Below are 25,354 nucleotides of genomic sequence, written 5' to 3' on the forward strand. Positions count from 1 at the left end.
AACCTAAAATCGGTTACTTTTTAGATTTCACATTAAAACTAGGTGCCACATAATCTTTAGGTAAATAATCAGATGGAATCGTGCTTTGATTGCCATCCCGCGCAGCACGGTAATGCGGCGAAAGAATCTCTATACCGTTTTCATTACATACATCTTGAATATTTTGATGCAGGTTAGAGTAGATGGAAGCTTGTTTATTGGCTTCGCGAACATAAGCATTGATTTGATAGGCCACATAAAAATCTTCCAAACTAGTTTGCAATACAAAGGGTTGTGGATCTTTTAAAACCAGATCGGTGCGTAATGCAGCATCAATAAGCGTCTGGTGCATCACCTTCCACGGAATATCATAACCGATAGTCACGGTGGTATGAATGATCAACCCTTTTTCCGGAGCATCACTGCTGTAATTGATGGTGTGACTGCTCATCACCGTTGAATTAGGAATAGAAATGATCTCATTTTTTGGTGTCCGTACTCGAGTCACCAAAGAAGATTTTTCGATCACATCGCCTACGATTTCACCTATTTTCACCCGATCACCAATTTTAAACAAGCGCATATAGGTAAGCACCAATCCTGCGATCACGTTAGAAAGTGACCCCGCTGAACCAAAGGTAAAAAGGAAACCTAAAAACACTGAGATCCCTTGAAAAATGGGAGATTCGCTTCCGGGTAAATATGGAAAAATCACTACAAAGGCAAAAGCGATAACCAACACACGTACCAATTGATAGGTTGGGTTGGCCCAATCAGGATAAAATCCATTAAAGGTCAGGCGGCCTTCGGCGATCTCAACTTTTAAAAAGTTTAAAAATTTCAGCAATAACCTAAATACCACAATGATGACAACGATCGCAAAGATGTTTGGTAGATAATTCCAGATAGCTAGAAAAATCCCTTTAATGGGATTGATAATGTATCCTAACAGTTCATGTGCAAAGGCTTCCGTTTGTGGGAAAAACCCAAAAATGAGCGGTAACGCGATATAAATGGCCAGCAACACCGTAACCCATTTTAATATGCGATTGATCAAGAGTAATACATGTACCTGACGCTCGGTATCTAAAAGCGTGTAGTTTTTAACGGTAACAGCTTTGAGACGTTTATGCTTTTGACGTTGAATTTTTAAAGCCGTCCATCTGAATAAACGCAACACGTATTTGATGATCAATCCCATCACGATGATCACCAGCAGGGCCATACCGATGCTTTTCAGCAAATTGATCAGACTGTGTTCTTCTTTATAAACGGTCACTGCATCGGCAATAATCTCCTTGTACGAGGTGGCTAAAGCTAGGGGAGTGGTTTCAAACCACAAGGCATCCACTTCTGTAACACTGGCGATAGTTTGATTACCATAAATTACATCAACGGTAGCTTCATTTTCATTTACTTTGAGCGAATCTGAAAAGAATTCTAAAGTCTCGGTAAGACGCTTGATACGCGAACTGGTCGCATTGGCGCGTTCTTGTGCCGAAAAACTTCCTAATCGATTATAGATTAAGAACAACGTATCATCTTCAAAACCTGCAACCGGAAAGCCTCTGGTAGTTTTTTTGAGTCTTTCTATTTGAAGACGTTTTTTTTCTAGAAGTTCATTTTCTTTGGTTTCAAACTGCTTGAGTTGTGCTTCTAATTGCGTACGCTCTCTGTTGTTAGTAGAGCTCACGGCGTCTAAGCGCGCTTCAAGATCGGCACGACGTATAGAATCTGCAAAACGCTGTTTTTCTAATTCGGCTAGTTTTTTTACAAAATCATCACCAGTCGTAACAGCGGGTACAGAATCCACAACTGTAGCGGTACTATCAGTCTGCGCCGAAGTGACGACAGTAAAAAAGAAAATAAGAACAAAACTGAAACGCTGTGCAAAAACCATTTGTAAACCTCTTAAATGAAGTCTGAAAAGTACTTAATTTGATGATATTTCTCAATCAGTCAAACTTTTAATTCTGAGGCCTTTTTAAATTCAGGTATTTATGCGAACCATCGCAGGAAGGAAGCCGTTTTGATAAACCACAGGTACAGTCGTTTATACCTTTTCCAGATAAAATGCGGGAGGTATATTTTTCAATACGCCCTATGCGGGTTTTAACTTGTTTGGCTCCGCCGAAAAATAACAAGTAACCACGCTGCCTGCCGGGAGTTAATGCTTTAAACGCCTTTTCAAACTCGAGGTCTTCTATAAATTTTTGCTGAAGTTCTTCAGGAAAATCAAATGCTTCTGTTTTCTTTAAAACTACCTTCTGACCGGAAGCTTCTATAGAAATAGCCTGTTGAACATAATCTTGAATGCACTGCTTTTTCCTAACTATTTCATCTACCGAATAAAATTGTAATAATCTAACAGATTGCGAATTAACACCCGGCGCTTCAAGTAAATTATAAGTATCGTCGATCAGTACGCCTTTAAAAAAGCTGATAGCGCAATAGTCTTTAAAACTGCTAATTATTAACACATTAGTGTTTTTATAAGTATAGCAGGGATTGCGCCATTTAAAGGTTTCACTCAATTCTGAGTCCAGCACTAAACTTCTCAAATACGCCAATTCTTCATTCCACCTTATGGCTTGCGTAAAAAAAATGTCAGCTTTTGATTCCATTTGTATTATTCCGTTGAAATACCATCAAGAACAGCTTGTATTCCGCGCAGCGCAACTAAAGCAAATAACGGTCTGTGGTTAAGTTCGCTATTGAGTTCGCCCACGGCTATTTCCAATAAAAAGGTATCCAATAGCACGCTATAATCCCGGTCATTATCAGGAATCAAGTCGGTATCTTGAAGTGTAGATTTGTACCCGTCCAGATAAAAACGAGACACATAATAATACCAAGCTTCTGCCCAATGCTCTAAATGTTCCTCGCGATATTCTTCGGCATAATTTTGCTGCATCAACGGACTATAAGCTGCATAATGAAATGAGCGAATCATCGCGGCAACATCACGCAACCCAGAACGCAGAATACGACGCTCACTAAACGGACGCGAAGGTTCGCCTTCAAAATTAATGATCACAAAATCTTTTCCCGTCCATAACAATTGTCCCAATTGAAAATCACCGTGCGTTCTGATCTTTACCGTATTGATCTTATGTTTAAAAACACGTTTAAAACACGCCAGCACTTCATTTTTACGCTGTAAAACAGCTTCAGCTTCCGCTTGAATCGTTGCCGGCAAACTGGGTATAGAACGGCGTAGATTCTCAAATGCTTCGCGAGTCACGCTCTGCAAAGATGAATATAAAGAACGCTGATAGTGCAAAGAGAATGCTTCGTGCTCAAAACCGCTAAGCTCTTTATGGCTGGCAAGAGCCAGATGCATTTCGGCACTGCGGCGTCCTAATAAACTTATACGTTCAGGAAATAAACTTTCTATAAGTTCGCTTTCCGGTTCGTGTAAGGCTTCAAAAACTAAAGGTTGCGTACGCAGCGTCTTTTCATAATCCGCCTGAAGTTCCTGCGCTTGCGTCTCAATACGCTCCATATACCGGTGGGCAGCGTCTTTGGCATTTACCCAACCTGTACCCACATTGGTCACGAGATCTTGCATCATCCCCAAAACCGCTTCGTTGCGTTTTTCGGTATGATACACGAGTTTCCCCATATAATCAGGTGTATTCGCAAATTTTACCGTTTCGGTAAGGTATTGCGCAAGCTCTGCATCAGGGTTGATGGTATTATCCAAGCGGCGATACAGTTTTAAAAAATAACGATGATCATAAATGATCGAAGTATTGCTCTGTTTCGATTCGATAATACGGGAATTCACATCCTTGATTTTCTCATCGGGAGTGATTTTTCCGCGGTTAAACGTAAGTTTTTCTTTACCGAATTTAAGCGTTTTTCCTTCCTGCAAACCATAGAACAATTGCGCTCTAAAAGGTGCTACATACACCGCATCTACGAGTAACCCGGCACGATCTTCTAATTGTATTTCGGCTAAAATCCCTTTATGCGGAATGGCTTCAATTAGACTTTCCTGACTGTTGGCAATAAAGGAAACAGGCAATTGATAGATTTCAGGGAGCCCTTCATTAAAGTTAACTTCCACGATCAAATTCTTGACCAAAACAGTGCTGTCAGAAAGATCGAGCATATTGGTAACGTGCATCGACTGAATGATTCTGTTCGCATCACCAAACCAATATTTGCTTTTAAAGTACGCCGGCAAGATTTTACGTTCTAGCAGCTTTACACTTTTAGCGTCAAACAAGCTTTCCCAAGAAGAAGTCTTCACTTGGGGCAAGGGACCGTCTTGTGCTTCGCTCGCACGATGCGTCAATGCAAACCAATAATACCCGTGTGGTGCCAGCGTAAACAAATAAGGCCGATTAGTTATTCTGGGGAATTTATTATGACTGAAAACTTCTACAGGAATATAATCGATATAATCTTCCAATTCTAATTCTACTGCCTGCGAGAAGCGCGAAAGATTGGCTAGAACTAAAATAGTTTCATCTTCATAGGTACGCGTAAAAGCAAGAATTTTGGCATTAGAAGGCGATAAAAATTGAATATCTCCACGCCCGAAAGCTTTAAAACTTTTGCGCATATGCATCACGCGCTTCATCCACCAGAGCAAGGAAGACGGATTCATTTGCTGGGCTTCTACATTCACCGATTCTGATCGGTATTGCGGGTCTATAATCGTTGGTAAATACAACTTTTGTGGATTAGCCATCGAGAAACCGGCGTTTCGGTCGGCGGTCCATTGCATTGGGGTACGCACGCCATCGCGATCTCCTAAATAAAAATTGTCTCCCATACCTATCTCATCGCCGTAATACAGCACCGGTGTTCCCGGAAGCGAGAACAACAGCACATTCATCAGCTCAATTTTATTGCGATTGTTATCGAGTAGGGGAGCAAGCCTACGCCTGATGCCCACATTAATTTTTGCCTTAGGATCTTTAGAATAAACTTTATACATGTAATCGCGCTCCTCGTCAGTGACCATTTCGAGCGTGAGTTCGTCGTGATTTCTTAAAAAGATCGCCCATTGGCACGAATCCGGAATATCTGGAGTTTGATCTATGATATCCATTATGGGGTAACGATCTTCCATTTTGACCGCCATAAACATACGCGGCATTATAGGGAAATGGTAATTCATGTGGCACTCATCGCCATCACCAAAATAGGCTGCAGAATCTTCAGGCCACATATTTGCTTCGGCGAGAAGTAATTTATGATCGTATTTTGAGTCGATGTGTGCCCGTAGTTTTTTCAGGAAAACGTGTGTTTCCGGCAGGTTTTCGCAATTGGTTCCATCGCGCTCAAAAAGATAAGGAACCGCATCAAGCCGAAATCCATCAACGCCCAACTCGCACCAGTAGTCCATAATATTAAAGACTTCTTGCTGAACATCAGGGTTGTCAAAATTCAAATCGGGTTGATGAGAGAAAAAACGATGCCAATAATAGGCGCCTGCTTCGGCATCCCACGTCCAATTAGAAGGTTCTGTATCTGTAAAAATAATTCGGGCATCCTTGTATTTTTCTACATCGTCGGTCCATACATAATAATCCCGGTATTTGGATCCCGCAGGAGCTTTACGCGCCCGTTGAAACCACTCGTGCTGGTCTGAAGTATGATTGATCACCAACTCGGTAATTACTTTAAGTCCGCGTTTGTGTGCTTCTTCAATAAACCGTTTAAAATCCTCGATCTCGCCGTAGGATGGGTTGATGCTGTAATAATCTGCAATGTCGTAGCCATCATCACGCAGGGGCGAAGGGTAAAATGGCAGCAGCCAGATGGCCGTTACGCCCAGATCTTCCAGATAGTCTAACTTTTGCAACAAGCCTTCAAAATCACCTATTCCATCGCCATTACTATCAAAAAAAGCTTTTATGTGCAGTTCATAAATTATCGCGTCTTTATACCAGTTTTGTTGATCGTCAATAAATGGAGTGATGGCCATAGATTAGAATTTATGCTTGATTTTAAAAGATTTATACTTGGCGGGAAGGTGCCAAAATGTTAAAGTTAAAGAAGTCTTTTTAAATGCCTCGTTAAATAATAATTAAACCTAAAAATATAGCGAGTGATAAGGTTACAGCATTGTTTTTTGCTCTAATTTTCGCCCATTAATTTTTATTCATGAATGCATCAGAATCCACGGTGAACAGGGAGATCTCTCAAGAAGATTTACAAACTTGTTTACGTGTTTTAGAACAGTTTAATACTGATACTAATCTTTTATTTGAATTAGATCGTGAAGATCGAATCGCAATCTTAAAAGCTTCCGGAAGATTATCTCGACCTGATCGTGATGAATTTTCAAGACGAAAAAAAGACGCTAAAAAAGCGCAGAAGCGTAAACAAGCTGCTAAAGATCGAGCGGCCAGAAAAGTGACAGGAATACGCAGTGCGCGTGAAGCTTCGGTATTTACCGCACCAAAATTACTTCAAGCCGCAGAACTTGAAACGCTAGAAACACCCGAGTTACAAACTGCGCGTAATTGTTATGTGTGTAAAACAGAGTTTACTAAACTGCATCACTTTTACGATACGATGTGCACGACCTGTGGTGATTTTAATTACGCAAAGCGCTTTCAGACCGCAGACCTTACAGGACAGGTGGCGATTATTACCGGTTCACGGTTAAAAATTGGATACCACATTACCTTGATGTTACTGCGCGCAGGAGCTACCGTAATCGCCACGACCCGTTTTCCGGTTGATTCTGCCTATCGATTTTCAAAAGAAGAGGATTATCACGTTTGGGCCGACCGCTTAAAAATTCACGGTCTTGATTTGCGGCATATTCCCAGTGTGGAGATCTTTTGCAATTATATTGAGCAGCGCTATGAGCGTCTGGATATTTTGATCAATAACGCTGCGCAAACCGTACGCAGGCCTGCCGGGTTTTATCAGCATCTAATGGCTAAAGAAGAAACTGCTTTAAGCGAACTCCCGCAAGTTGTAAAAACGCTATTGTCTGACCACATAGGCTGTTTAGACGAATTGAAGTCCTTGAGCACTTCTGCCAGTGGTACTAAAAATATGCCAGTGACCTGGCACGGACCAGAGCCTGGAATCGGGATTAGAGCTTCGGCAAAATTATCGCAGATTCCGTATAGTTTTGATAATTCACTACAAGCTGCTGAAGTGTTTCCTGAAGGAAAATTGGATGCAGATCTTCAGCAGGTAGATTTACGTAAAACAAACAGTTGGCGTTTGAAATTAGGAGAAATCGAAACCACCGAAATGCTGGAAGTACAACTCGTTAATTCTGTTGCACCTTTTGTGCTTTGCAACCGTCTTTCAGAATTAATGAAGCAAAAGCCTACGGGTCAAAAGCATATTATTAATGTTTCGGCGATGGAGGGTAAATTTCATCGCTTTTTTAAAGAAGATCGGCACCCGCATACCAATATGGCCAAAGCTGCACTCAATATGCTCACACACACCGCAGCCGGAAGTCTCGCAAAAGACGGGATTTATATTAATGCAGTAGATACCGGTTGGGTGACTGACGAAGATCCTGTTGCCTTAGCGCAAAAAAAGGTTGAAGAACACGATTTTCAGCCACCACTTGATATTGTTGACGGTGCAGCCCGGGTGGTTGATCCTTTATTTGACGGGATCAATACGGGTAAACACTGGAGCGGGAAATTCTTAAAGGATTATTTTCCTATTGATTGGTAAGTACAAGTTGATTTTTCTATAAATGAATCTAAGTCGCTGGTTTTCTGAACATACTAAAACCAGCGACTTAATTACATCGTTATATTTCGACTATTTGTATATTTCCTTAAAGTAACTTTGTATTTATGATAGACGCTTATTTAGAAATTCTCGATGCTTTTAGTCCGTTACAAGAAGAGGCGAGAACGCTCATAGAATCTCAGATATCAATTAAAGATATACCTAAAGGAGATTTTATTTTACAAGAGGGGAGTGTGTGCAATCATATTTACTTTTTACACAGCGGATTTGCACGGCAGTTTTATTATAAAAACGGAAAAGAAATCACCGAGTGGTTTGCTGCCAGTAAAGAATTTTGCTTTTCTATAGAAAGCTATTTTCATCAAACTCCAAGTAAGTTGATGATTCAAACTTTAGAAGATTCAACAGTGATCTTTTTACATCGCGATGCCTATATGGAACTGAGTAAAATACAAAGTGACCTAAGCCAACTGGCGATAAAAATGTTTGCCGAATCCCTGGTTTTCTCTCAACGCCGTATGGAGCACGTGCTCTTTGAAAGTGCCAAGGAGCGATACGTACATTTACTGGAAACAAAACCCAATATCATACAAAAAGTACCCTTGGCGCACATAGCTTCGTTTTTAGGAATAACGCAAGAAACACTCAGTAGAATCCGCGGACAATTGTAATTAATCTGGAAAATTGCCAATCGACTCATTATTTGATAAATGTCAAACCAATTCTTAATCAGAGAGTTGATATTTGCAGCTCATAATTGAGATTTTTTTTGGTTAAGAATGTAGGAGGCTTTTTCACCCCAATGTACACTTCATTTTTAAATTTTATAATTAGGTGTCCCCTAGACCTAATTGTTTATTGTAAGAAGCAGTTCGTTTAGAACTGCTTTTTTATTGCCGCTAATTCAACACATAGAGCCATAAGAAACTATTTAAGATTTGTCTGCTTAACCCTTATAGGTTTACGTATTTAAACCATAGTACTCGCAAAATTTTAAGACTTTTCTGTTTATTTGATAAATATCAAAGGTTTTCGTTATTCGATTATTCAATTTTATTGAGTAATCAAAACTAAAGCAATGAATGCAAAAATCTTTACTTTAATTATGCTTTTGGCGGTATTCTCTGGGGTTGCTCAAGAGGATACTCAAAAACTGATAGATCAACTTTCGGTTGATGAGAAAATTTACTTATCCATTGGTACAGGGATGGACATTCCGGGAACTCCGGCGGGTACTGAAGCTCCACAAGCGGTAGTAGGTTCTACAAAATCTGAGGTTGCCGGTGCAGCAGGTACAAGTTATCCTATTTCAAAAATAAATCTTCCGCCTATTGTATTTGCAGACGGGCCGGCGGGGATCCGTATTGATACTGTACGGCCGCAAGCACCGGGAAAAACATTTTATGCGACCGCATTTCCTACGGCTAGTAGTCTTTCTTCAAGCTGGAATATTGAATTAGCCCAACAAATTGGCCAAGCTTTTGGTATTGAAGGGCGTGATTATGGAGTAGATTTTTTACTAGCCCCGGCACTCAATATTCATAGAAATCCGCTGGGCGGAAGAAATTTTGAATATTATTCTGAAGATCCAATTCTAGCTGGCGAGATCACCGCTGGCTTTGTTAATGGCGTTCAGGCGGAAGGGCTAGGGGCTACCATCAAGCACTTTGTGGCAAATAATTCTGAAACCAATAGAACTGCACTCAATACTGTGGTGAGTGAGCGTGCACTTCGGGAGATCTATTTACGGGGATTTAAGCTCGCTATCGATAAAAGCGAACCTTGGGCGATTATGTCTTCATACAACAAGATCAATGGAACTTACGCTTCTGAAAATAGTGAATTGTTAACCGATTTACTTCGTAAAGAATGGGGCTACGAAGGATTTGTTATGACCGACTGGTTTGCGGGTCTTGATGCGGTAGCGCAAATGCGCGCCGGAAATGACCTGCTTATGCCGGGAACAGAAGTACAGTTTAATGCGATAAAAGAAGCAATCAGTAACGGTACTTTAGAGGAGTCTATTTTAGACCGAAACCTTACTGCGACACTTAATGCGTATAAAAAAACATTCTCGTATAAGGGCTATGAGCCGTCAGGAGTTACAGATCTTGAAGGTCACAAAACGGTGGCCAGAAATGCTGCGTTAGAAGGAATGGTCTTGTTGAAAAATGAAAATAAGGTTTTGCCCCTCAACAGCGACGCTAAAATTGCGCTATACGGTTCTGCATCTTATGAAACGATTGCCGGTGGAACGGGTAGTGGTGATGTTAATAAAGCCTACAGCGTATCGGTATTTGAAGGACTTAAAAACGCTAATGTACATTTAGATCAGGAGCTAACCTTTATTTATGAGGTTTATATGAAAGAAGAACGAGCCAAAATTCCACCGAAAGCAATGTTCTTTTTAAAAGACGAACTTGTACCTGAAAAAACGTGGACGGAAACGGAATTGGCACGTGCAGCAAAAGCTAATGATGTAGCGATATTTACGCTAGGCCGCACCAGCGGAGAGTTTCAGGACCGTATTGAAGCAGGAGATTTTGAATTGACGGCGACAGAGTTAGAATTGATTTCAGATTTAAAAAAGGCCTTTGCTGCCGAAGATAAACCCCTAGTTGTGCTACTAAATGTAGGAGGGGTGACCGAAACAAACTCTTGGAAAGCACTTGCTGATGCCATTTTGTTGACCTGGCAGCCGGGCCAAGAAGCGGGTAACGCAATTACTGATCTATTGCTGGGGAAAGCAAATCCGTCTGGGAAGTTGCCGGTAACTTTTCCTATTGCTTTAGACGATGTTCCTTCTAGCAAGAATTTCCCGGGAATTCCTTTAGATCCAAATGCCGAAAAACCTGCCAATCCGTTGCAAGGTATTCCTTCTGAAGAAATCTATGAAGAAGGAATTTATGTAGGCTACCGCTATTTTGATACGTTTGAGGTACCGGTTTCTTATCCGTTTGGTTACGGAATGTCGTACACGACTTTTGAATACAGTGATCTTCAGGTTGAATCAGGAGCTACGATTAGCGTTTCGTTTACTGTAAAAAATACTGGAAGCGTAGCCGGAAAAGAAATTGCTCAACTTTATGTGAGTGCTCCTGAAGGTACTTTAGAAAAGCCCTCAAAAGAGCTTAAGGCCTTTGCAAAAACGGCGCTATTAGAGCCGGGAGCTTCAGAAACGATCACACTTGAAATCAATCCGGAATCGCTAGCTTCTTATGATGATAAGAAACACGCCTGGATTCTGGATGGCGGAACTTACGCCTTGTCTATTGCTGAAAATATCGCCAGTTCAAAACTTAAAGCAACACTAGAGATTGAAGCAACCACGGTGAGAGAAACCGAAGCGTTGTTGGTACCCCAGAAAGCTTTGAATATGTTATCAAAAAACTAAACTAACGGCACATAAAAATATGAAGAGGCTGTCCTAAAAAGTAAGCCTCTTTTTTTATAGCGGAAACCTATAGAGCAATTCTAATTTGAATAACGCGCCTTTTTGCAAAGGGGTATTGAGCAAATTTCTATCATCGCCTAAGAAAAACAAACTCAAACCTAAATCTACTTTATCACTTTGTTCAAATACTTTATAGGTGCGTGTAATGCTGTATCCGGCTTTAGCTTTTAAGAAAAGATTTTTAGCAACAGGGTAGCGTACATACGCAAAAAATTCTGTGGTGTTTTTAGCAAAGTATTCAGGCGAAGAACCAAAATAAGGATCAGCAAGCGCGTAGCTAGATGTAAGACCATTAACGTCACCACCTATATTGATTTTTTCTGTGAGCATATAATTGATATCGCCGTTGATCGTGGTGATATAGGCTTCAAAACGTTTAGACGGACTCAAATAATAAAATCCCACATAAGGCACTAGAAACAGTCCAAATTCTTCGGTGTTGGCATATAAACCAAATTTATAATTGAGGTTTTCATTCTTTTTTAGCGTAGCCAACGCCAAACCGCCCAATTGAAAACCTTGACCGGTGATCTGTTTTAAATCTGATGAAATTTTAGGTATGACCAAATAGGTTATTGCTAACTTTTCAGAATATTTATGATTGAATCCCAGCGCTAAACCTACGGAAGCCAGCGTAGTTCTATCGGCTAAAGACGAGTCTAAGCGCAAGGCATTAGATTCAAGCATAACATTAGCGATCAACGTATTTTTTTCATCTAAAACCTGCGGAAACGTAAACTGAAAATCCAATTCTTCAACCTGAGTTTGAGCATTGCTCGATTCAAATTGATTTTGTGGCGTTAGGGAATACGAGAGATTCGCCAAATCAATGTAGTCCTGAGCAAAGTTTATTTGAATACTGAAGAAGAGCAAACCGCTCAGAATATAGATTCTCATATAACGAATATAGTTAAGAACGACTTATAAGCAAGCTCAAAGGCACAAATAGAAACAAATTTTAAAGCCTTTGACGGTGCCAAAAAAAAAGGAATTTCCTGATAAGTGGAAATTCCTTTGAATGTTTAATTGCTTTATAAATGATTATTCTGCAGTGGGTATAGCTCCAATGCCTGATTGCCACAAGGCTGCATTATAGTTGGGTATTCTTGACTCTAGAAGGTTTAATCCTTCGACTTTTAGAGATTCCCATTCTTGGTTCATACGATCAAATTCAGCTTTATTTGAAGCATTTACCCGCGGAATATCACTATCAGTCTGATTCATTACAAACATATAATTTGCTGAAAATTTATTTTCAAAATTCTCAACATCATCATAAGCTTTAGATTTGCGCTGAACCATTTTAGAATCCCAAGCGTTTAAATCGTTGATCAAAGCTTCTCCTTGTTCTACTAAGGCCGTTGCATTCTTAGCTTTTAATTTTGGTAATAAGCTTTCGATTTCTTCTTCTGCAGTTTTAAGTTGGTTCACGAGCGTATGCATCGCTGTCACGCGCTGCTCCATCGCGTTCATGAGTTTGTGATACGCTTCAAAATCAGTAGCATCCAAATCTAAATTAGGATTAGGAAGAATTGTTGCAGTGGTGCTTTGACTTTCTGCGCCGTACGTCAGCGTTATGGTATACGTTCCAGGCGCTACTTTATGGCCTGCATAACTTGCTTCAATATACACGCCCGGTACTCCGGGAAGCTCTGGATATCTGCCGTCCCAAACAAAACGGTTTAGACCTTGATGAACCGAAAGTGTTGGGGTAGGCGACGGTCCGCCGGCATAAGCGTTGAAATTCTCATCTGCGTTTGACGAAAAGGAATTGATCAAGGTTCCGTCTTGGGTTTTAATCGTTAGTTCAAGCGCTGTCGAATCCTTCAGTTTAGGTAAATTATAGTAGATCACGCTTCCATTAGCCGGGTTCACACCTTCAAATGTTGAAGTCCCGTCAAAGTTTGGATCGCTACTGTTTAAAGCAGAATACCAACTTCCGTAGATTGCATTTTTCGGCTCAAATAATTGAAATTGATCTGTATTTGCTGAATATTGCTGTAACAACTTTAGATCATCAAGTATCCAGAAGGAGCGCCCCGAAGTAGCCACGATGAGATCACCTTGATGCACTTTTAAATCAGTTATCGGTGTGATGGGTAAATTAAGCTGCAAAGACTCCCAAGAAGCACCGGCATCCCAAGAAACATAAACGCCTTGCTCAGTACCAGCATATAACAAACCTTTTTGATCCTGATCTTCGCGCACAACGCGCGTGTAAGCGCCGTATGGAATTCCATTATTTATGGATTTCCAGGTTTTTCCGTAATCCGTAGATTTAAATAGCGCCGGAGTGTAGTCGTTGAATTTATAGCGGGTTGTGGCGATAAATACGGTTGCCGGATCGTTCGGAGAAACCTCAATAGCGTTGATCAAAGTTTCCTCAAGTCCTTTGGGTGTGATGTTTTGCCACGAAGCTCCATTGTCCCGGGTTAGGTGAACTAAACCGTCATCACTTCCGGCATAAAATACTCCTTTTTCGTGTGGCGATTCAATGATGTAGCTCAAGGTTCCATAGTTTTCGGCACCTACTGCCTCAACCGTATACGGGCCACCGCCTTTGCCTTGTTTTTCGTCTATATTACGCGTAAGATCTGGGGAGAATTCCGTCCAGGTTCTTCCTTGATCTGTAGTTTTTAAAACCATTTGGGCACCGTGAAAAACAGTGTTGGGCTCGTGTTGTGAATAGATAATAGGCGCATTCCAATTGAAAAGATATTTCATATCTCGCGCCGCTTTCCCTAGATATTGAATGGGCGCCGCCATTACTTTGGTACTCATTTTGGTTTGCATATCAAGCACTTCAATCGTACCCAGATAGCTTCCGCCATATACGTATCTAGGGTCGTCTTTATCAAAAGCTAAAAATGCACTTTCGCCTCCGGCGGAAGATGTCCAATCCTGCCGACCAATGCTTCCGCTGCCTAAGGAAAGACTTGCTATTTTTACTGAAGTATTATCCTGCTGACCTCCATAAATATTATATGGAAACAAATTATCTGTGTTAATGCGGTAAAACTGTGCCGTGGGCATAATATCCTGAGAAGACCAAGAAGCTCCATAATTGAAAGAGATCGCCGCCCCGCCGTCATTACCGATCACTATATTTTTTGAATTCGCCGGATTGATCCATAAATCGTGATAATCCCCGTGTGTTCCTGAAAGTGTTTCCCAGGTTGCGCCGCCATCTGTAGAGCGTAGGGCAGGAGCACTCAGCACGTAAACGGTATGCTCGTTGTTAGGATCGGTAAAAACTTCAGTATAATACCAGGCACGTTGCGTTAATCTGTTATCGCCGCTTACCATTTTCCAAGAGTCCCCGGCATTGCTAGAGACAAATAGTCCGCCTAAATCTTTTTCACTATCACTTTCAATCAAGGCATAAACTTTATCAGGGTTTGCTCTACTTACTGCAATCGCCATTTTCCCCATTTCTTCGGGTAGGCCTTCTTTTAAAACCTTCCAGGTTTTTCCGGCGTCTATAGATTTGTATAATCCACTTCCTGCTCCGCCACTGATCATCTTCCAGGGAGTACGTTGATGCTGCCACATTGCGGTATATAAAACATTGGGATTGTTCATATCCATAGAGATCTCGGTACTACCGGTCTTTTCATCTACAAAAAGAACCTGTTCCCAAGAAGCACCGCCATCTGTAGATTTGTAAACTCCACGCTCAGGAGTGGCTTCTTGCATAGCGCCTTGAGCAGCCACATACACTACATCAGGATTTTGTGGATGTATAACAATTCGCGCGATCTGTTGCGTGTTCTCAAGACCTAGATGCGTCCAGGTTTTGCCAGCGTCTGTAGATTTATAAACACCGTCGCCATAGGTCGTCATCACCCCTCTAATGGCGTGTTCACCCATACCTACATAAATAATATTGGGATTAGATTCTGAAACCGCGACAGCCCCCACAGAACCGGTTTTGAAATATCCATCGGAGATATTTTCCCAATGTTGTCCCGCGTCTGCCGTTTTCCACAATCCGCCACCGGTAGTACCCATATAATAGGTTAAGGGATCGCCAATAACTCCGGAAACCGAGTTGCTTCGACCGCCTCTAAACGGACCGATACTGCGGTATTTTAAAGGTTTGAAATAGGTATTTGCATCTTGAGCAGCACAAAAAGCAATGGAGAAAATGAGTAAGAATGAGGTAAAGTTATAGCGCATAGGCAGTAGCTTGTAAGATTAAGTTCTTCTTAAAAATACTATAAAATGGAAAATCTTGATTATAAAAAAAGAGCGACAAACTTGTCGCTCTTTAATTTAGGGGATATCGTTTTTGGTTTAGCTTGCAATTTTTTCAGCTTGATCTGCTGCTTTTTGTTGCTCTTTAGCCAGTTTGTTTTTAAGGGTAGCAACGTTGTCAGATACGGTATCTTCAACTTCAGTATAGGTATCTTTTAATTTAGTACCCAACTCATTTACTTTATTTTTTAAGCGCGCTTTCTCTTCTGGAGTTGCGTTGTTATATCTCCACCAAGCAAAAAGTCCACCTGCTAATCCTAAAAGCGCTGCTGCTATTCCGGCATTTTGATTTCTAGTTGTCATAATTTTTCTTTTATAGTTTATACCTCTAAAGTAGTCAAAGGTTATTCCATTATCAATTCGCTTAAGCACTTTAATATAAGTTTAATAGTAAATGCTAAGGATGTGTAAAAACTGAAATTATAAGGGAATAGCCCCAAAAAATAGGGTTATTCCCCTGCATAAACTCTATTGCATTCCCGCTAATTTTGTTCAAATCAAAAACCGAACGACTTATGGCACGTACGATCATCACTTTAATTTTAATGGTTTTATTGGGGTTTGCCACAATGAATGCCCAAACTAGTATGTATCTTAGACTTCCGGATATTAAAGGAGAATCTCAACAGCAAGGTCACGAAGAGGAGATTGAGTTAACTCAAGTTTCTTGGGAAATTAGTATTGCCGATGCTGCTTTATCAGGAAGAACCCGTGCCCGCACTTCATTTTCAGGGATTAGCATCGCCAAGAATACCGACCTCGCAAGCAATACGATGCTTGATTTTCTGGCACGAAATAAAACGCTGCGTAATGTAATTCTAACCTTTTCAACAAATTCATCTGGCGGAATCAACGACTATCTTATTTACGAGTTAGACAATGTTAGCATCACATCATTTAAGATGGAAGCAAATGAAAAGGACTCAAAATCTCAAGAATATTGGACCTTGTCTTTTGAAAAAATAAACAGTTTGTATAAACAATTCAATAACAACGGAAGGTTAGAAGAAGAAGTCGAATTTGAATATTCACTGCGCACAGGGAGTTAACAGCCATAATTTCATGTTTTATAATGCCCGGTCACAAGGTTTGTGATCGGGCTTTTGTATTTATGATACAATTTGATAAGTTTCATTAAATAAACCGACCAAACCGATATCCTACAAATTTTGATTTATGCAATTCAACATCAATAATCTTTTTACAGAAGCGCTTCCGGCAGATCCTAATTTTGAAAACTCAAGAAGACAGGTTATGCAGGGTTATTACTCTTTTGTATCTCCTAAGGAAACTGCAGCGCCGCAACTACTGCACGTTTCTGATGAAATGTTGAATGCTTTAGGAATATCAGAAGAAGAGGCTGAAAGCAAAGAATTCTTAGAAGTCTTTACGGGAAATGCGGTTTTACCGAATACGCATCCGTATGCTATGTTGTATGGCGGGCATCAGTTTGGGCACTGGGCAGGACAATTGGGAGACGGTCGTGCGATAAATCTATTTGAGATCGATCACGATAATAAGCACTGGGCATTGCAGCTCAAAGGAGCAGGGGAGACGCCTTATTCGCGCTCTGCTGATGGCCTAGCAGTTTTACGCTCGAGTATTCGTGAATATTTAATGAGTGAAGCGATCTATCATTTGGGAATCCCAACTACGCGTGCGTTGTCTCTGGCTTTGACTGGTGATTCTGTTTTGCGTGATGTAATGTACGATGGCAATCCGGCTTATGAAAAAGGAGCTGTGGTCTGTCGGGTGGCGCCTTCTTTTCTTCGGTTTGGGAATTATCAGATTTTTACTTCGCGCAATGATATTGCGGGATTGCAAAAATTGGTAGACTTTACTATTGAAAACTACTTTCCAGAATTGGGTGCTCCTTCTAAAGAAAACTATTTAAAGTTCTTTGCTGAAGTTTCAGAGCGCACGCTTGAGATGATCATTCATTGGCAGCGGGTGGGCTTTGTACACGGCGTTATGAATACCGATAATATGTCAATTCTCGGTCTCACCATAGATTACGGACCTTACGGTTGGTTAGAAGGTTTTGATTGGGGCTGGACGCCCAATACGACCGACAGGCAACACAAGCGTTATCGCTACGGAAATCAACCCAATATTGGCCTATGGAATTTATATCAATTGGCCAATGCGCTTTACCCGCTTGTTGAGGAGGCAGACGGTTTTGAAGAAATTTTAGATCGCTACAAAGAAGATTATGCCAAGAGATCTTTTCAAATGATGGCGGACAAATTGGGTCTTGAGGCGCCTGAGCAAAGTGATCTGCAACTTATAGCAGATCTCGAGGAATGTCTTCAAGTAACCGAAACCGATATGACCATTTTCTTTAGAAAACTGGCAGATTTTAAAAAGGATGCTTCGGTAGATGGTTTGACATTGATTTGGGAAGCTTTTTATACTACTGAAGAGATTTCAGAAAAAATACAAAACCAGTGGAAGCAGTGGTTTCAAGCCTATGCAACACGTTTGCAGCAAGATCAGCAAAGCGATGAAGCGCGTAAGAACGCAATGAATGCGACCAATCCTAAATACGTGTTGCGCAATTATATGGCGCAGCTGGCGATCGACGCCGCTGATGAAGGAAATTATAGCTTGATCGACGAATTGTATCAACTACTTAAAAAACCCTATGACGACCAACCAGAATACGAAAAATGGTTTGCCAAGCGTCCCGAATGGGCGCGAGACAAGGTAGGCTGTTCTATGCTTTCTTGCAGTTCGTAATGAAACTTAAATCTCTGATATCGCGCATTCCCGAAGGCTATTCGGAAGGTTTTTATAACAACCGAAAGTATAGCATAACCCGTACCGATTTCAACGAAGGTAAAAGTTCAAAGATTTACGCAAAAGAGTTGGGAGGGATTGATTTCATTAGCCTTAACTATTACGAGACTAAAATGGGTGAATTGCTAAAACCTTGCGAAATGCCGGAATTAAAAGTGATTACATTTTTAAAAGAAGTAAGAATTATTGACTAATTCATTAGAAAAAATAGCTGTAGGTGGCGGTTGCCATTGGTGTACCGAAGCAGTCTTCCAAGCCTTAAAAGGAGTTGAGAAAGTAGAACAAGGTTATGTTGCTTCACACCCACCTTTTGAACAATTTTCAGAAGGCGTGATCATTCATTTTGACCCACAAATTATTTCTTTAGAGATTCTTATTGAGATTCACTTGCACACGCATAAAAGCACTTCAAATCATAGTTTTCGGTCTAAATACCGTTCTGCGGTGTACTGTTTTTCCGAAGAACAAAAGCGGGAAGTACGCCGCATTCTAACATTATTACAAAGTGAATTTGATGATCCTTTAGTCACTCAAATTTTGCCTTTTCAGTGTTTTCAAGCTTCGCGAGAAAGCCAGCACAATTATTACCGAAGCAATCCGGAGAAGCCTTTTTGTGAACGCTATATTGCGCCAAAACTTCAGTTTCTTCTGAAGCGATATAGTAACCGTCTCAAATAGGGCAATTGCCGTATTGATAGTACAAGGTGTCTAAAACTACCTTTAGATCGTAAAAACTGCGATCTATGAGAATATTAGTTTTATTCCTCGTCTTTAGCTCCTCATTATGGGCGCAAGGACCTTACGACATCAATAAGAATCAAAATTACACCAAGTTTACAGCCTTAAAAAAGGCTGGCAATAACAAGGAGGCCTTTAATGTAGGCTTCAAGTTGCTAGATGCTTTTTATACTAATACAGACCTCTATTTTGAAGTAGGGATCTCGAGAGCTGCTTTGTCTCAAGAACCGATTATAGGAGCACAACTCATTCAGACGGCCTATGATATGGAACCTATTTACGATCGTTTGGCTCAGTCTGCTATCGCTTATGCTTTTTTTGCCAAAGATCTATCACGAGCTAAGCAACTGCTTTGGGAATACAGTTTTTATCCGCATCCGCCAGAGGATTTTAAAAGATCTGTAACGTACTTAGAAGGCGCGGTTGATTATTATAAAAATACGCTTACGGCTTCGCAGGTACAACAAGCGCAACGTATGCTCGATGTTTATAAAGCGGAGGCTTCACAGAATATGATGGTTTTTTGGGAAAAGTTTAATCCTATATACAGCGCTTCTTCAAAGGATATCATTCAAAAAGGTCCAGAGCATTATTTGAAAGTATTAGAACCTGTAAAACAGCAAATGGACGCTGGTAACTTTCCAGTAAGTTATTACAATGTAGCCTTAGAAACCCTTGCCGTTCTTACATTTTGGAATAATTGGCAACAAGCACACGTATTAATTCCGGAGCTTAAACTGCAATTTTCAAATCCGAAAACTGCTCCGATGATGAAATTTAAACTCTACGATATTCTTTCAAAAATCAATGAGGTAAATAGAAATTATGAGGAGAATATCACTCTTGCAGTCATTATGCGTAATGAGCTACCGCAATTCACCTATTCCAATTCGACCTTGATGCTTGCTTTGAACAATCAGCTATTTTCATTAGTGCAATTAGAGCGCTATAAAGAGGCGTATAAGCTAGCAGAAGGTGCTCAGAACTTTATGAACAAGGTGACAAATCCCGATGTTAAAATGATGGGGTATTATAATCTTTCGCGGGCCTTAACCTATGGCGGGGATAAAGAGAAAGGACTTCAATATGCGGAAGCTGGTGTAAACTATATGAAACAAAACGGTTATGAAGAGCATCCTCAATTTGGTAAAACCCTGCTTAGCAATCTTCAATCCTTAAAATTTTATAAGGATAACTCAGTAGCCATTGAAACCGATATTAATTCTACAGATATTATTGAATTGTATAATTATGGTTTGCAGTTGGGAATGAAGAAAAAATATGCTGAAGCCGTTCCTTTTTATGAAAAAGCTTTCAAACTTCAAAAGCCGAAAGTCAGCGAAACAACAGGATCACAACGTAATGCGCAGCTTGATCTTTTTACTAAAATAGGAGGAAACCTGATCGCTTGCCTTTTTGAGAGTAATCAGAAAGAAAAAATATTCTCTGTAATGGAGGAGTTAAAAGCTAATGGATTACTCGCGTCACAAGATGAAATTCCTACGCTAAGCCTTAGTGAAATTCAGCATGGCCTAAAAGCTGACGAGGCCTTGGTTTATTATGTTGATGTGATGCGCGGTAATGTCAATGAAGGTGTTTATATGGCCGCGGTGATTACGAAGAACGACATAAATTATAGATACATAAATACCATTGGAGCTTTAATGCGGGTCTATGTAGATCGTAATACAGAAATTGGAGCTATCGAGAAGGCTATGGCGCAACGCGAATTACGTCAACCAAAATATACGGTATACCGTAATCTGGATGAAGCAGGATTTAATCAATACAAGAAAGGTGATTTTGTGCTTTTGGCAGAACTGTATCGCAATTTTTTAAATCCTAACGAAGGCGGAGAAGTACGTGAAGAATATACGGATGCGGCCTATCGAGATTATATTGCTAACTCTTTTTTCATCGATATGATGAGCCGTATAGAACCTTGGTTTGAAGGTAAAAAACGTATTTACATTGCGGCAGATGGAGTGTTGCATTTTCTGCCTTTTGAAAGTTTTAAAAACAATGAAGGGCGTTATCTCGTAGAAGATTATGAAATAGGTTATGTTCCTGCCGGCAGTACACTTGTTGCATTGCGCAAGCGACCTAAAACCAATTATGAGAAGAATGTGCTTGCCTTTGGCGATGCTAAATATCAAAAGCGGGCCAATCCTGGACGTGACTTAGAATCGGCTGCAGATATTAAACGCTTAGAGCTTGATGTGGAAGAATCGTTACAGAAAAACGAACCTTTAGATTATGCATTTGCAACCTTTTCCAGCGAAGCCATGAAATACCTGAAAGGCGCAAAAGATGAAGTGCTTGCAATAAAGGGATTGGTACCAAAAACCGATTTGCGTCTGGATACTCAAATGACCGAAAACGAATTTAAAAAAATGAGTAGGGAAGGAGCATTGCACCACTACCGAAGCATTCATTTATCAAGCCACGCAGTAACGCATCCATTTGTTTTTGACCTTAGCGGGATTGCATTTTCGGTGTATAGTTATCCAAAAGATGGGGAAGACGGGATGCTTACTGTGAAAGAAATGGCCCAACTTGATATTGATACCGACTTTATGTTTCTTAGTGCCTGCCAGACTGGTTTGGGAAAATTAGTTCCGGGAGATGGGGTTCAAGGTCTTAATCAGGCTATGTTAATGGCGGGAGCTAATGCTACGTTAACCACACTTTGGTCTGTTAATGACTACGGCACAAGTGTATATACAAAAAGTCTTTATTACAAGATCTTTCAGGAAAATAAAGACTATCTCACCGCCAGCACTGAAGTCAAACGCGAATTTATTAAAGGATCTTACAATAAATATGTAGACCTGTCGAGTCCGCAATACTGGGCACCCTTCATCTACACTGGTAAATAGGGCAACTGCCGTATTGAAGTACGCCGATATGCTTTATAGCTTTAAGCTGTAAAAATCAAATACTTTCAATCTCGATTACTGATTAAAAACCTCAATTATGAAAACACTTATTTTAAGCAGTTTATTTTTTCTGTGCGCAGTAAGTTTTGCACAAGAAACGCCATGTTCTAAAGGTGATTGCCAAAATGGTTACGGCTTTTATTACAATAAAGAAACCGGCGATGTATACCACGGTTTCTATAAAAATGGGTTGTATAACGGTGTAGGCTATAGCCAGAATAAAACCAGTGATTATTATTATTCCAACTTTAAAGAGGGTAAACCTGACGGATTTACCGTATACGATGAGGGGGAAGGACGAACCTCAGGCCTGTTTGAAAAAGGAATTAAAATAGGAGATCACATCAGAGAGGTGCGCTCCCCACAAGGATTTTCAAGAGAATTGATCAGCTACGATCAGGGGCAAGTGCTTAGTCGCAATACCTTCACGCCTCAGGATATTGCAGATGCTACGTGTATTTCTGGGGATTGTTTTGACGATTACGGGATCTATTTCCAAAACAACACTATTATTTCGGGCAAGTTTGAAAACGGAAGATTTACCTATGGTGAGATGATGCACATCGAGACCAAAACATCAGACTTTTTTATGCCACCGGTAGAGACCGAACAACATACGCCATATTTTAAATTCAGTATTACTATGACCGATAATGGAGCAAACGAAGCCGCTTATATTTCGGTAGGTCCAAAAGCAGACGGACAATACATTCTCGTAAATATGAAACAGAATAATTTTGTTGGAGCGTTGTTTAAAGACAATCAATTGGTGGAACGGTATTAGTTGGTAAACCTTAAGAATACTGATAAGAAGGTTGAATGCTATTAAAGCGTTCAACCTTTCTTTTTTGTTTTCAAAACTATGATTCCTAACAAAACATTAACGCCAACCTTAAGAAAACCTTGGTATACAAGCCGCTACAGTCTTCTTAACTTTAAAAGAATTAACCAATTTAAATTATGAGTTATACCGTAAAAATCAATGAAATTCATTTTATTAACCACGATGTATTGCATATTGAGACAGAAAAACCTGAAGGATTTGATTTCACACCAGGTCAAGCTACAGAAGTAGCCATCAATAAAGCCAAATGGAAAGAGAAAAAAAGACCCTTTACATTCACAAATTTACCCGAAGAAGATGTTTTACAGTTTACTATCAAAACCTATCCTGACCATAACGGAGTTACCCAACGCTTAGGTAAACTTAAAAATGGAGACGAACTCATCATCGATGAGGCTTGGGGAGCAATATCTTATCAAGGTACCGGAGTATTCATTGCCGGTGGCGCCGGGATCACGCCATTTTTGTCCATTTTTAAACAATTAGAACAAGAAGGAAAAGTCAACGGGAACAAACTCATCTTTGCCAATAAAAAAGAAGAAGACATCATCTACGCTCCCGAACTAGAGGCCCTTTTAGAAGAGGATTTTATCAATATTCTTTCTGAACAGGAAGATACAGACTATGCATACGGGCACATTGATAAAGCCTTTTTAAATAAGAACATCAACAGCACCACGTTAAAAAAATTCTATGTCTGCGGACCGCCACCTATGATGGAATCGGTAATTAAGGATCTTAAAAAAATGGGCGTTACAGAAGAACGTATCGTTCAAGAAGCTATGGACTAATTCAACTTAATTAAATTCCGGGCAAGCATCAGAATATATAACGCTTTGGCGCCCACAATAAACTAAAAATACAATTTGATGAAAGCGATTGGATTTAAAAAATCATTACCTATAAACGAAGAAGAAAGCTTTATTGCTTTTGAAACTGAAATCCCAAAGCCCGAAGGGCGAGATCTACTGATAAAAGTTCAGGCAAATTCTGTCAATCCGGTGGATTATAAGATTCGGCAGAATGCTGCAAAAGACCAAGTTTTAGATAGTCCTAAAATTATAGGTTGGGATGCAGTAGGAATTGTGGAGGCAGTAGGAGAGGAGGTCTCTCTATTTAACGTGGGAGATGCAGTTTTTTATGCTGGTGATCTAACGCGAAGCGGAAGTAATGCCGAATACCAACTGGTTGACGAACGGATCGTAGGACGCAAACCAAGGAATTTAAGCATTGCCGAAGCTGCAGCGATTCCGTTGACGGGTTTGACTGCCTATGAAACTATTTTCGATCGGTTTAAATACAATCCGGCTACAGACAAAGGCAAAACACTACTTATTCTTGCCGGAGCCGACGGTGTTGGGTCTATAGCCATTCAACTTGCAAAAAAACTAACCGATCTCACGGTGATCGCCACCGCATCACGTAAGGAAACTGTGGACTGGTGCAAACAAATGGGCGCTGATATTATAGTCAATCATTATGAACTCAAAGACGAGCTCGCAGCAAAGGGTATTGAGCAGGTAGATTTTATTTTTGATTGTGTTGATCTTAACAGCTATTGGGAAACCGCTGCTGAATTGATCAAACCGCAGGGACATATTGTAAGTATTACCGGTAGTAGTGATCCTCTAAACTTGAATCTATTAAAAATTAAAAGCGTGACTTTTTCATGGGAATTGATGTACACGCGCTCTATGTATCAAACCCCAGATATGCAACGCCAGCACGATATTCTAAATCATCTTGCAGATCTTTTAGAGGAGGGAGCCATACAATCTACACTCACTACAACCTTCAATGGTTTTACCGTAGCCAATTTAAAAGAAGCACATAAATTACAGGAAAGCGGCAAAAGCATTGGTAAGAATGTTATTCTATTTTAAGCTTCCACAATAATGATAAAAAGCGATATAAGCTGTACTTGGCACAATTTCTGAATACTATTTACGTAACTATACGTTAGTATTTGAAACGACGTTAACTTGAAAATTAAAAGTAACATGATGAAGTCCACGTTAATACTTACATTAAGTTTTTTATGCACTTTCCCAATTATGGCTCAAGATTTTTGTTCTGAAGTTGAATGTCAATATCTCGATAATTTATACCAAGTAAGCGACTCTTTATACCGCTCTGAGCAACCCAGTAGAAAAGGATTTGGCGAACTTGATAAACTCGGAATCAAAACCGTACTCAATTTTAGAAGGCTTTGGAAAGACGATCGTAAAGCCAGAGATACAGATATGGAGCTGGTTTGGATGCCATTAAGAGCAGGCGAACTCACAGAAGGTGAGTTGCTGGCTGCTTTGACTGCGATTAAAAATGCCGAAAAACCGGTACTCATTCATTGCTGGCACGGTAGCGATCGCACCGGAGCCATCAGCGCAGCATATCGTATTGTTTTTGAAGGTTGGAGCAAAGCCCGCGCCATCGAAGAATTACGCATTGAAGCCTTGGGTTATCACGAAGACTGGTATCCTAACGTTATTGATCTGATAAAAGATTTAGATACACAATCGTTTAGGACAGCTTTGGATATAAAAACTAGTGAACTGGCCGCTGGTCAATAAGGAAAAACATCTAAAATAAAATGCCTTAGTGATAATATTTCCCGCGAAGGCCAACATAAAAAAGCGTTGATCTTAAGTA

General features: G+C 40.3%; 18 protein-coding genes. 12 read left to right on the top strand and 6 right to left on the bottom strand.

What is annotated here, in order from left to right; genetic code table 11:
• Positions 1 to 13: 13 nt before the first annotated feature.
• The 3 genes from HCN54_RS06525 to treS form a co-directional block, all read right to left on the bottom strand.
• On the bottom strand, positions 14 to 1,879 hold the full coding sequence (locus HCN54_RS06525; RefSeq protein WP_167597053.1) for a mechanosensitive ion channel family protein: 1,866 nt from the start codon (positions 1,877 to 1,879) through the stop codon (positions 14 to 16).
• Between the two features lie 67 nt (positions 1,880 to 1,946).
• Positions 1,947 to 2,603 (bottom strand): DUF1801 domain-containing protein, encoded by a 657-nt coding sequence (locus tag HCN54_RS06530; protein ID WP_167597054.1) that lies wholly within the window; start codon positions 2,601 to 2,603, stop codon positions 1,947 to 1,949.
• Between the two features lie 5 nt (positions 2,604 to 2,608).
• The gene (gene treS, locus HCN54_RS06535; protein WP_167597055.1) at positions 2,609 to 5,923 is read right to left on the bottom strand and encodes a maltose alpha-D-glucosyltransferase; all 3,315 of its coding nucleotides are present in this window, start codon (positions 5,921 to 5,923) and stop codon (positions 2,609 to 2,611) included.
• Positions 5,924 to 6,102: 179 nt separating this feature from the next.
• Here treS and HCN54_RS06540 point away from each other — a divergent pair, with 179 nt between their 5' ends.
• The 3 genes from HCN54_RS06540 (at position 6,103) to HCN54_RS06550 (ending at position 11,068) form a co-directional block, all read left to right on the top strand.
• A complete protein-coding gene (locus HCN54_RS06540; RefSeq protein WP_167597056.1) occupies positions 6,103 to 7,653 on the top strand; it encodes an SDR family NAD(P)-dependent oxidoreductase in 1,551 nt (516 codons plus the stop codon).
• Positions 7,654 to 7,778: 125 nt separating this feature from the next.
• Complete coding sequence (locus tag HCN54_RS06545) at positions 7,779 to 8,345, top strand: Crp/Fnr family transcriptional regulator (protein ID WP_167597057.1); 567 nt, start codon at positions 7,779 to 7,781, stop codon at positions 8,343 to 8,345.
• A 407-nt stretch (positions 8,346 to 8,752) separates the two neighbouring features.
• On the top strand, positions 8,753 to 11,068 hold the full coding sequence (locus HCN54_RS06550; RefSeq protein WP_167597058.1) for a glycoside hydrolase family 3 protein: 2,316 nt from the start codon (positions 8,753 to 8,755) through the stop codon (positions 11,066 to 11,068).
• A 54-nt stretch (positions 11,069 to 11,122) separates the two neighbouring features.
• Here the strand turns inward: HCN54_RS06550 and HCN54_RS06555 are convergent, their stop codons facing one another.
• From HCN54_RS06555 to HCN54_RS06565, 3 genes are all read right to left on the bottom strand, one after another.
• Positions 11,123 to 12,025 carry a DUF6268 family outer membrane beta-barrel protein gene (locus HCN54_RS06555; RefSeq protein ID WP_167597059.1) on the bottom strand — a complete coding sequence of 301 codons (903 nt, stop codon included), beginning with the start codon at positions 12,023 to 12,025 and terminating at the stop codon, positions 11,123 to 11,125.
• A gap of 144 nt (positions 12,026 to 12,169) precedes the next feature.
• Positions 12,170 to 15,307 carry a VPS10 domain-containing protein gene (locus HCN54_RS06560; RefSeq protein WP_167597060.1) on the bottom strand — a complete coding sequence of 1,046 codons (3,138 nt, stop codon included), beginning with the start codon at positions 15,305 to 15,307 and terminating at the stop codon, positions 12,170 to 12,172.
• Between the two features lie 117 nt (positions 15,308 to 15,424).
• Positions 15,425 to 15,688, bottom strand: coding sequence for a YtxH domain-containing protein (locus HCN54_RS06565; RefSeq protein ID WP_167597061.1), 264 nt, complete (start codon positions 15,686 to 15,688; stop codon positions 15,425 to 15,427).
• Between the two features lie 212 nt (positions 15,689 to 15,900).
• Here HCN54_RS06565 and HCN54_RS06570 point away from each other — a divergent pair, with 212 nt between their 5' ends.
• The 9 genes from HCN54_RS06570 (at position 15,901) to HCN54_RS06610 (ending at position 25,275) form a co-directional block, all read left to right on the top strand.
• Positions 15,901 to 16,434, top strand: a complete 534-nt coding sequence (locus HCN54_RS06570; protein WP_167597062.1) for an Hcp family type VI secretion system effector — start codon at positions 15,901 to 15,903, stop codon at positions 16,432 to 16,434.
• Between the two features lie 127 nt (positions 16,435 to 16,561).
• On the top strand, positions 16,562 to 18,124 hold the full coding sequence (locus HCN54_RS06575; RefSeq protein ID WP_167597063.1) for a protein adenylyltransferase SelO: 1,563 nt from the start codon (positions 16,562 to 16,564) through the stop codon (positions 18,122 to 18,124).
• A complete protein-coding gene (locus HCN54_RS06580; protein WP_167597064.1) occupies positions 18,124 to 18,378 on the top strand; it encodes a peptide methionine sulfoxide reductase in 255 nt (84 codons plus the stop codon). Before HCN54_RS06575 ends, HCN54_RS06580 begins: the two co-directional genes overlap by 1 nt.
• A complete protein-coding gene (locus tag HCN54_RS06585) occupies positions 18,371 to 18,862 on the top strand; it encodes a peptide-methionine (S)-S-oxide reductase (protein WP_167597065.1) in 492 nt (163 codons plus the stop codon). The genes HCN54_RS06580 and HCN54_RS06585 overlap by 8 nt, the downstream gene beginning before the upstream one ends.
• 65 nt (positions 18,863 to 18,927) lie before the next feature.
• Positions 18,928 to 21,801, top strand: coding sequence for a CHAT domain-containing protein (locus tag HCN54_RS06590; protein ID WP_167597066.1), 2,874 nt, complete (start codon positions 18,928 to 18,930; stop codon positions 21,799 to 21,801).
• A 97-nt stretch (positions 21,802 to 21,898) separates the two neighbouring features.
• Positions 21,899 to 22,645, top strand: a complete 747-nt coding sequence (locus tag HCN54_RS06595; RefSeq protein WP_167597067.1) for a hypothetical protein — start codon at positions 21,899 to 21,901, stop codon at positions 22,643 to 22,645.
• 176 nt (positions 22,646 to 22,821) lie between these two features.
• Positions 22,822 to 23,496: a flavodoxin reductase gene (locus tag HCN54_RS06600; RefSeq protein ID WP_167597068.1), complete on the top strand. Its 675-nt coding sequence runs from the start codon at positions 22,822 to 22,824 to the stop codon at positions 23,494 to 23,496.
• 78 nt (positions 23,497 to 23,574) lie between these two features.
• Positions 23,575 to 24,588: a zinc-binding alcohol dehydrogenase family protein gene (locus tag HCN54_RS06605; RefSeq protein WP_167597069.1), complete on the top strand. Its 1,014-nt coding sequence runs from the start codon at positions 23,575 to 23,577 to the stop codon at positions 24,586 to 24,588.
• Between the two features lie 171 nt (positions 24,589 to 24,759).
• On the top strand, positions 24,760 to 25,275 hold the full coding sequence (locus HCN54_RS06610) for a tyrosine-protein phosphatase (RefSeq protein WP_167597070.1): 516 nt from the start codon (positions 24,760 to 24,762) through the stop codon (positions 25,273 to 25,275).
• The last annotated feature ends 79 nt before the right edge of the window (positions 25,276 to 25,354 follow it).

The organism is Leeuwenhoekiella sp. ZYFB001 (assembly GCF_011784865.1).
Taxonomy (GTDB): domain Bacteria; phylum Bacteroidota; class Bacteroidia; order Flavobacteriales; family Flavobacteriaceae; genus Leeuwenhoekiella; species Leeuwenhoekiella palythoae.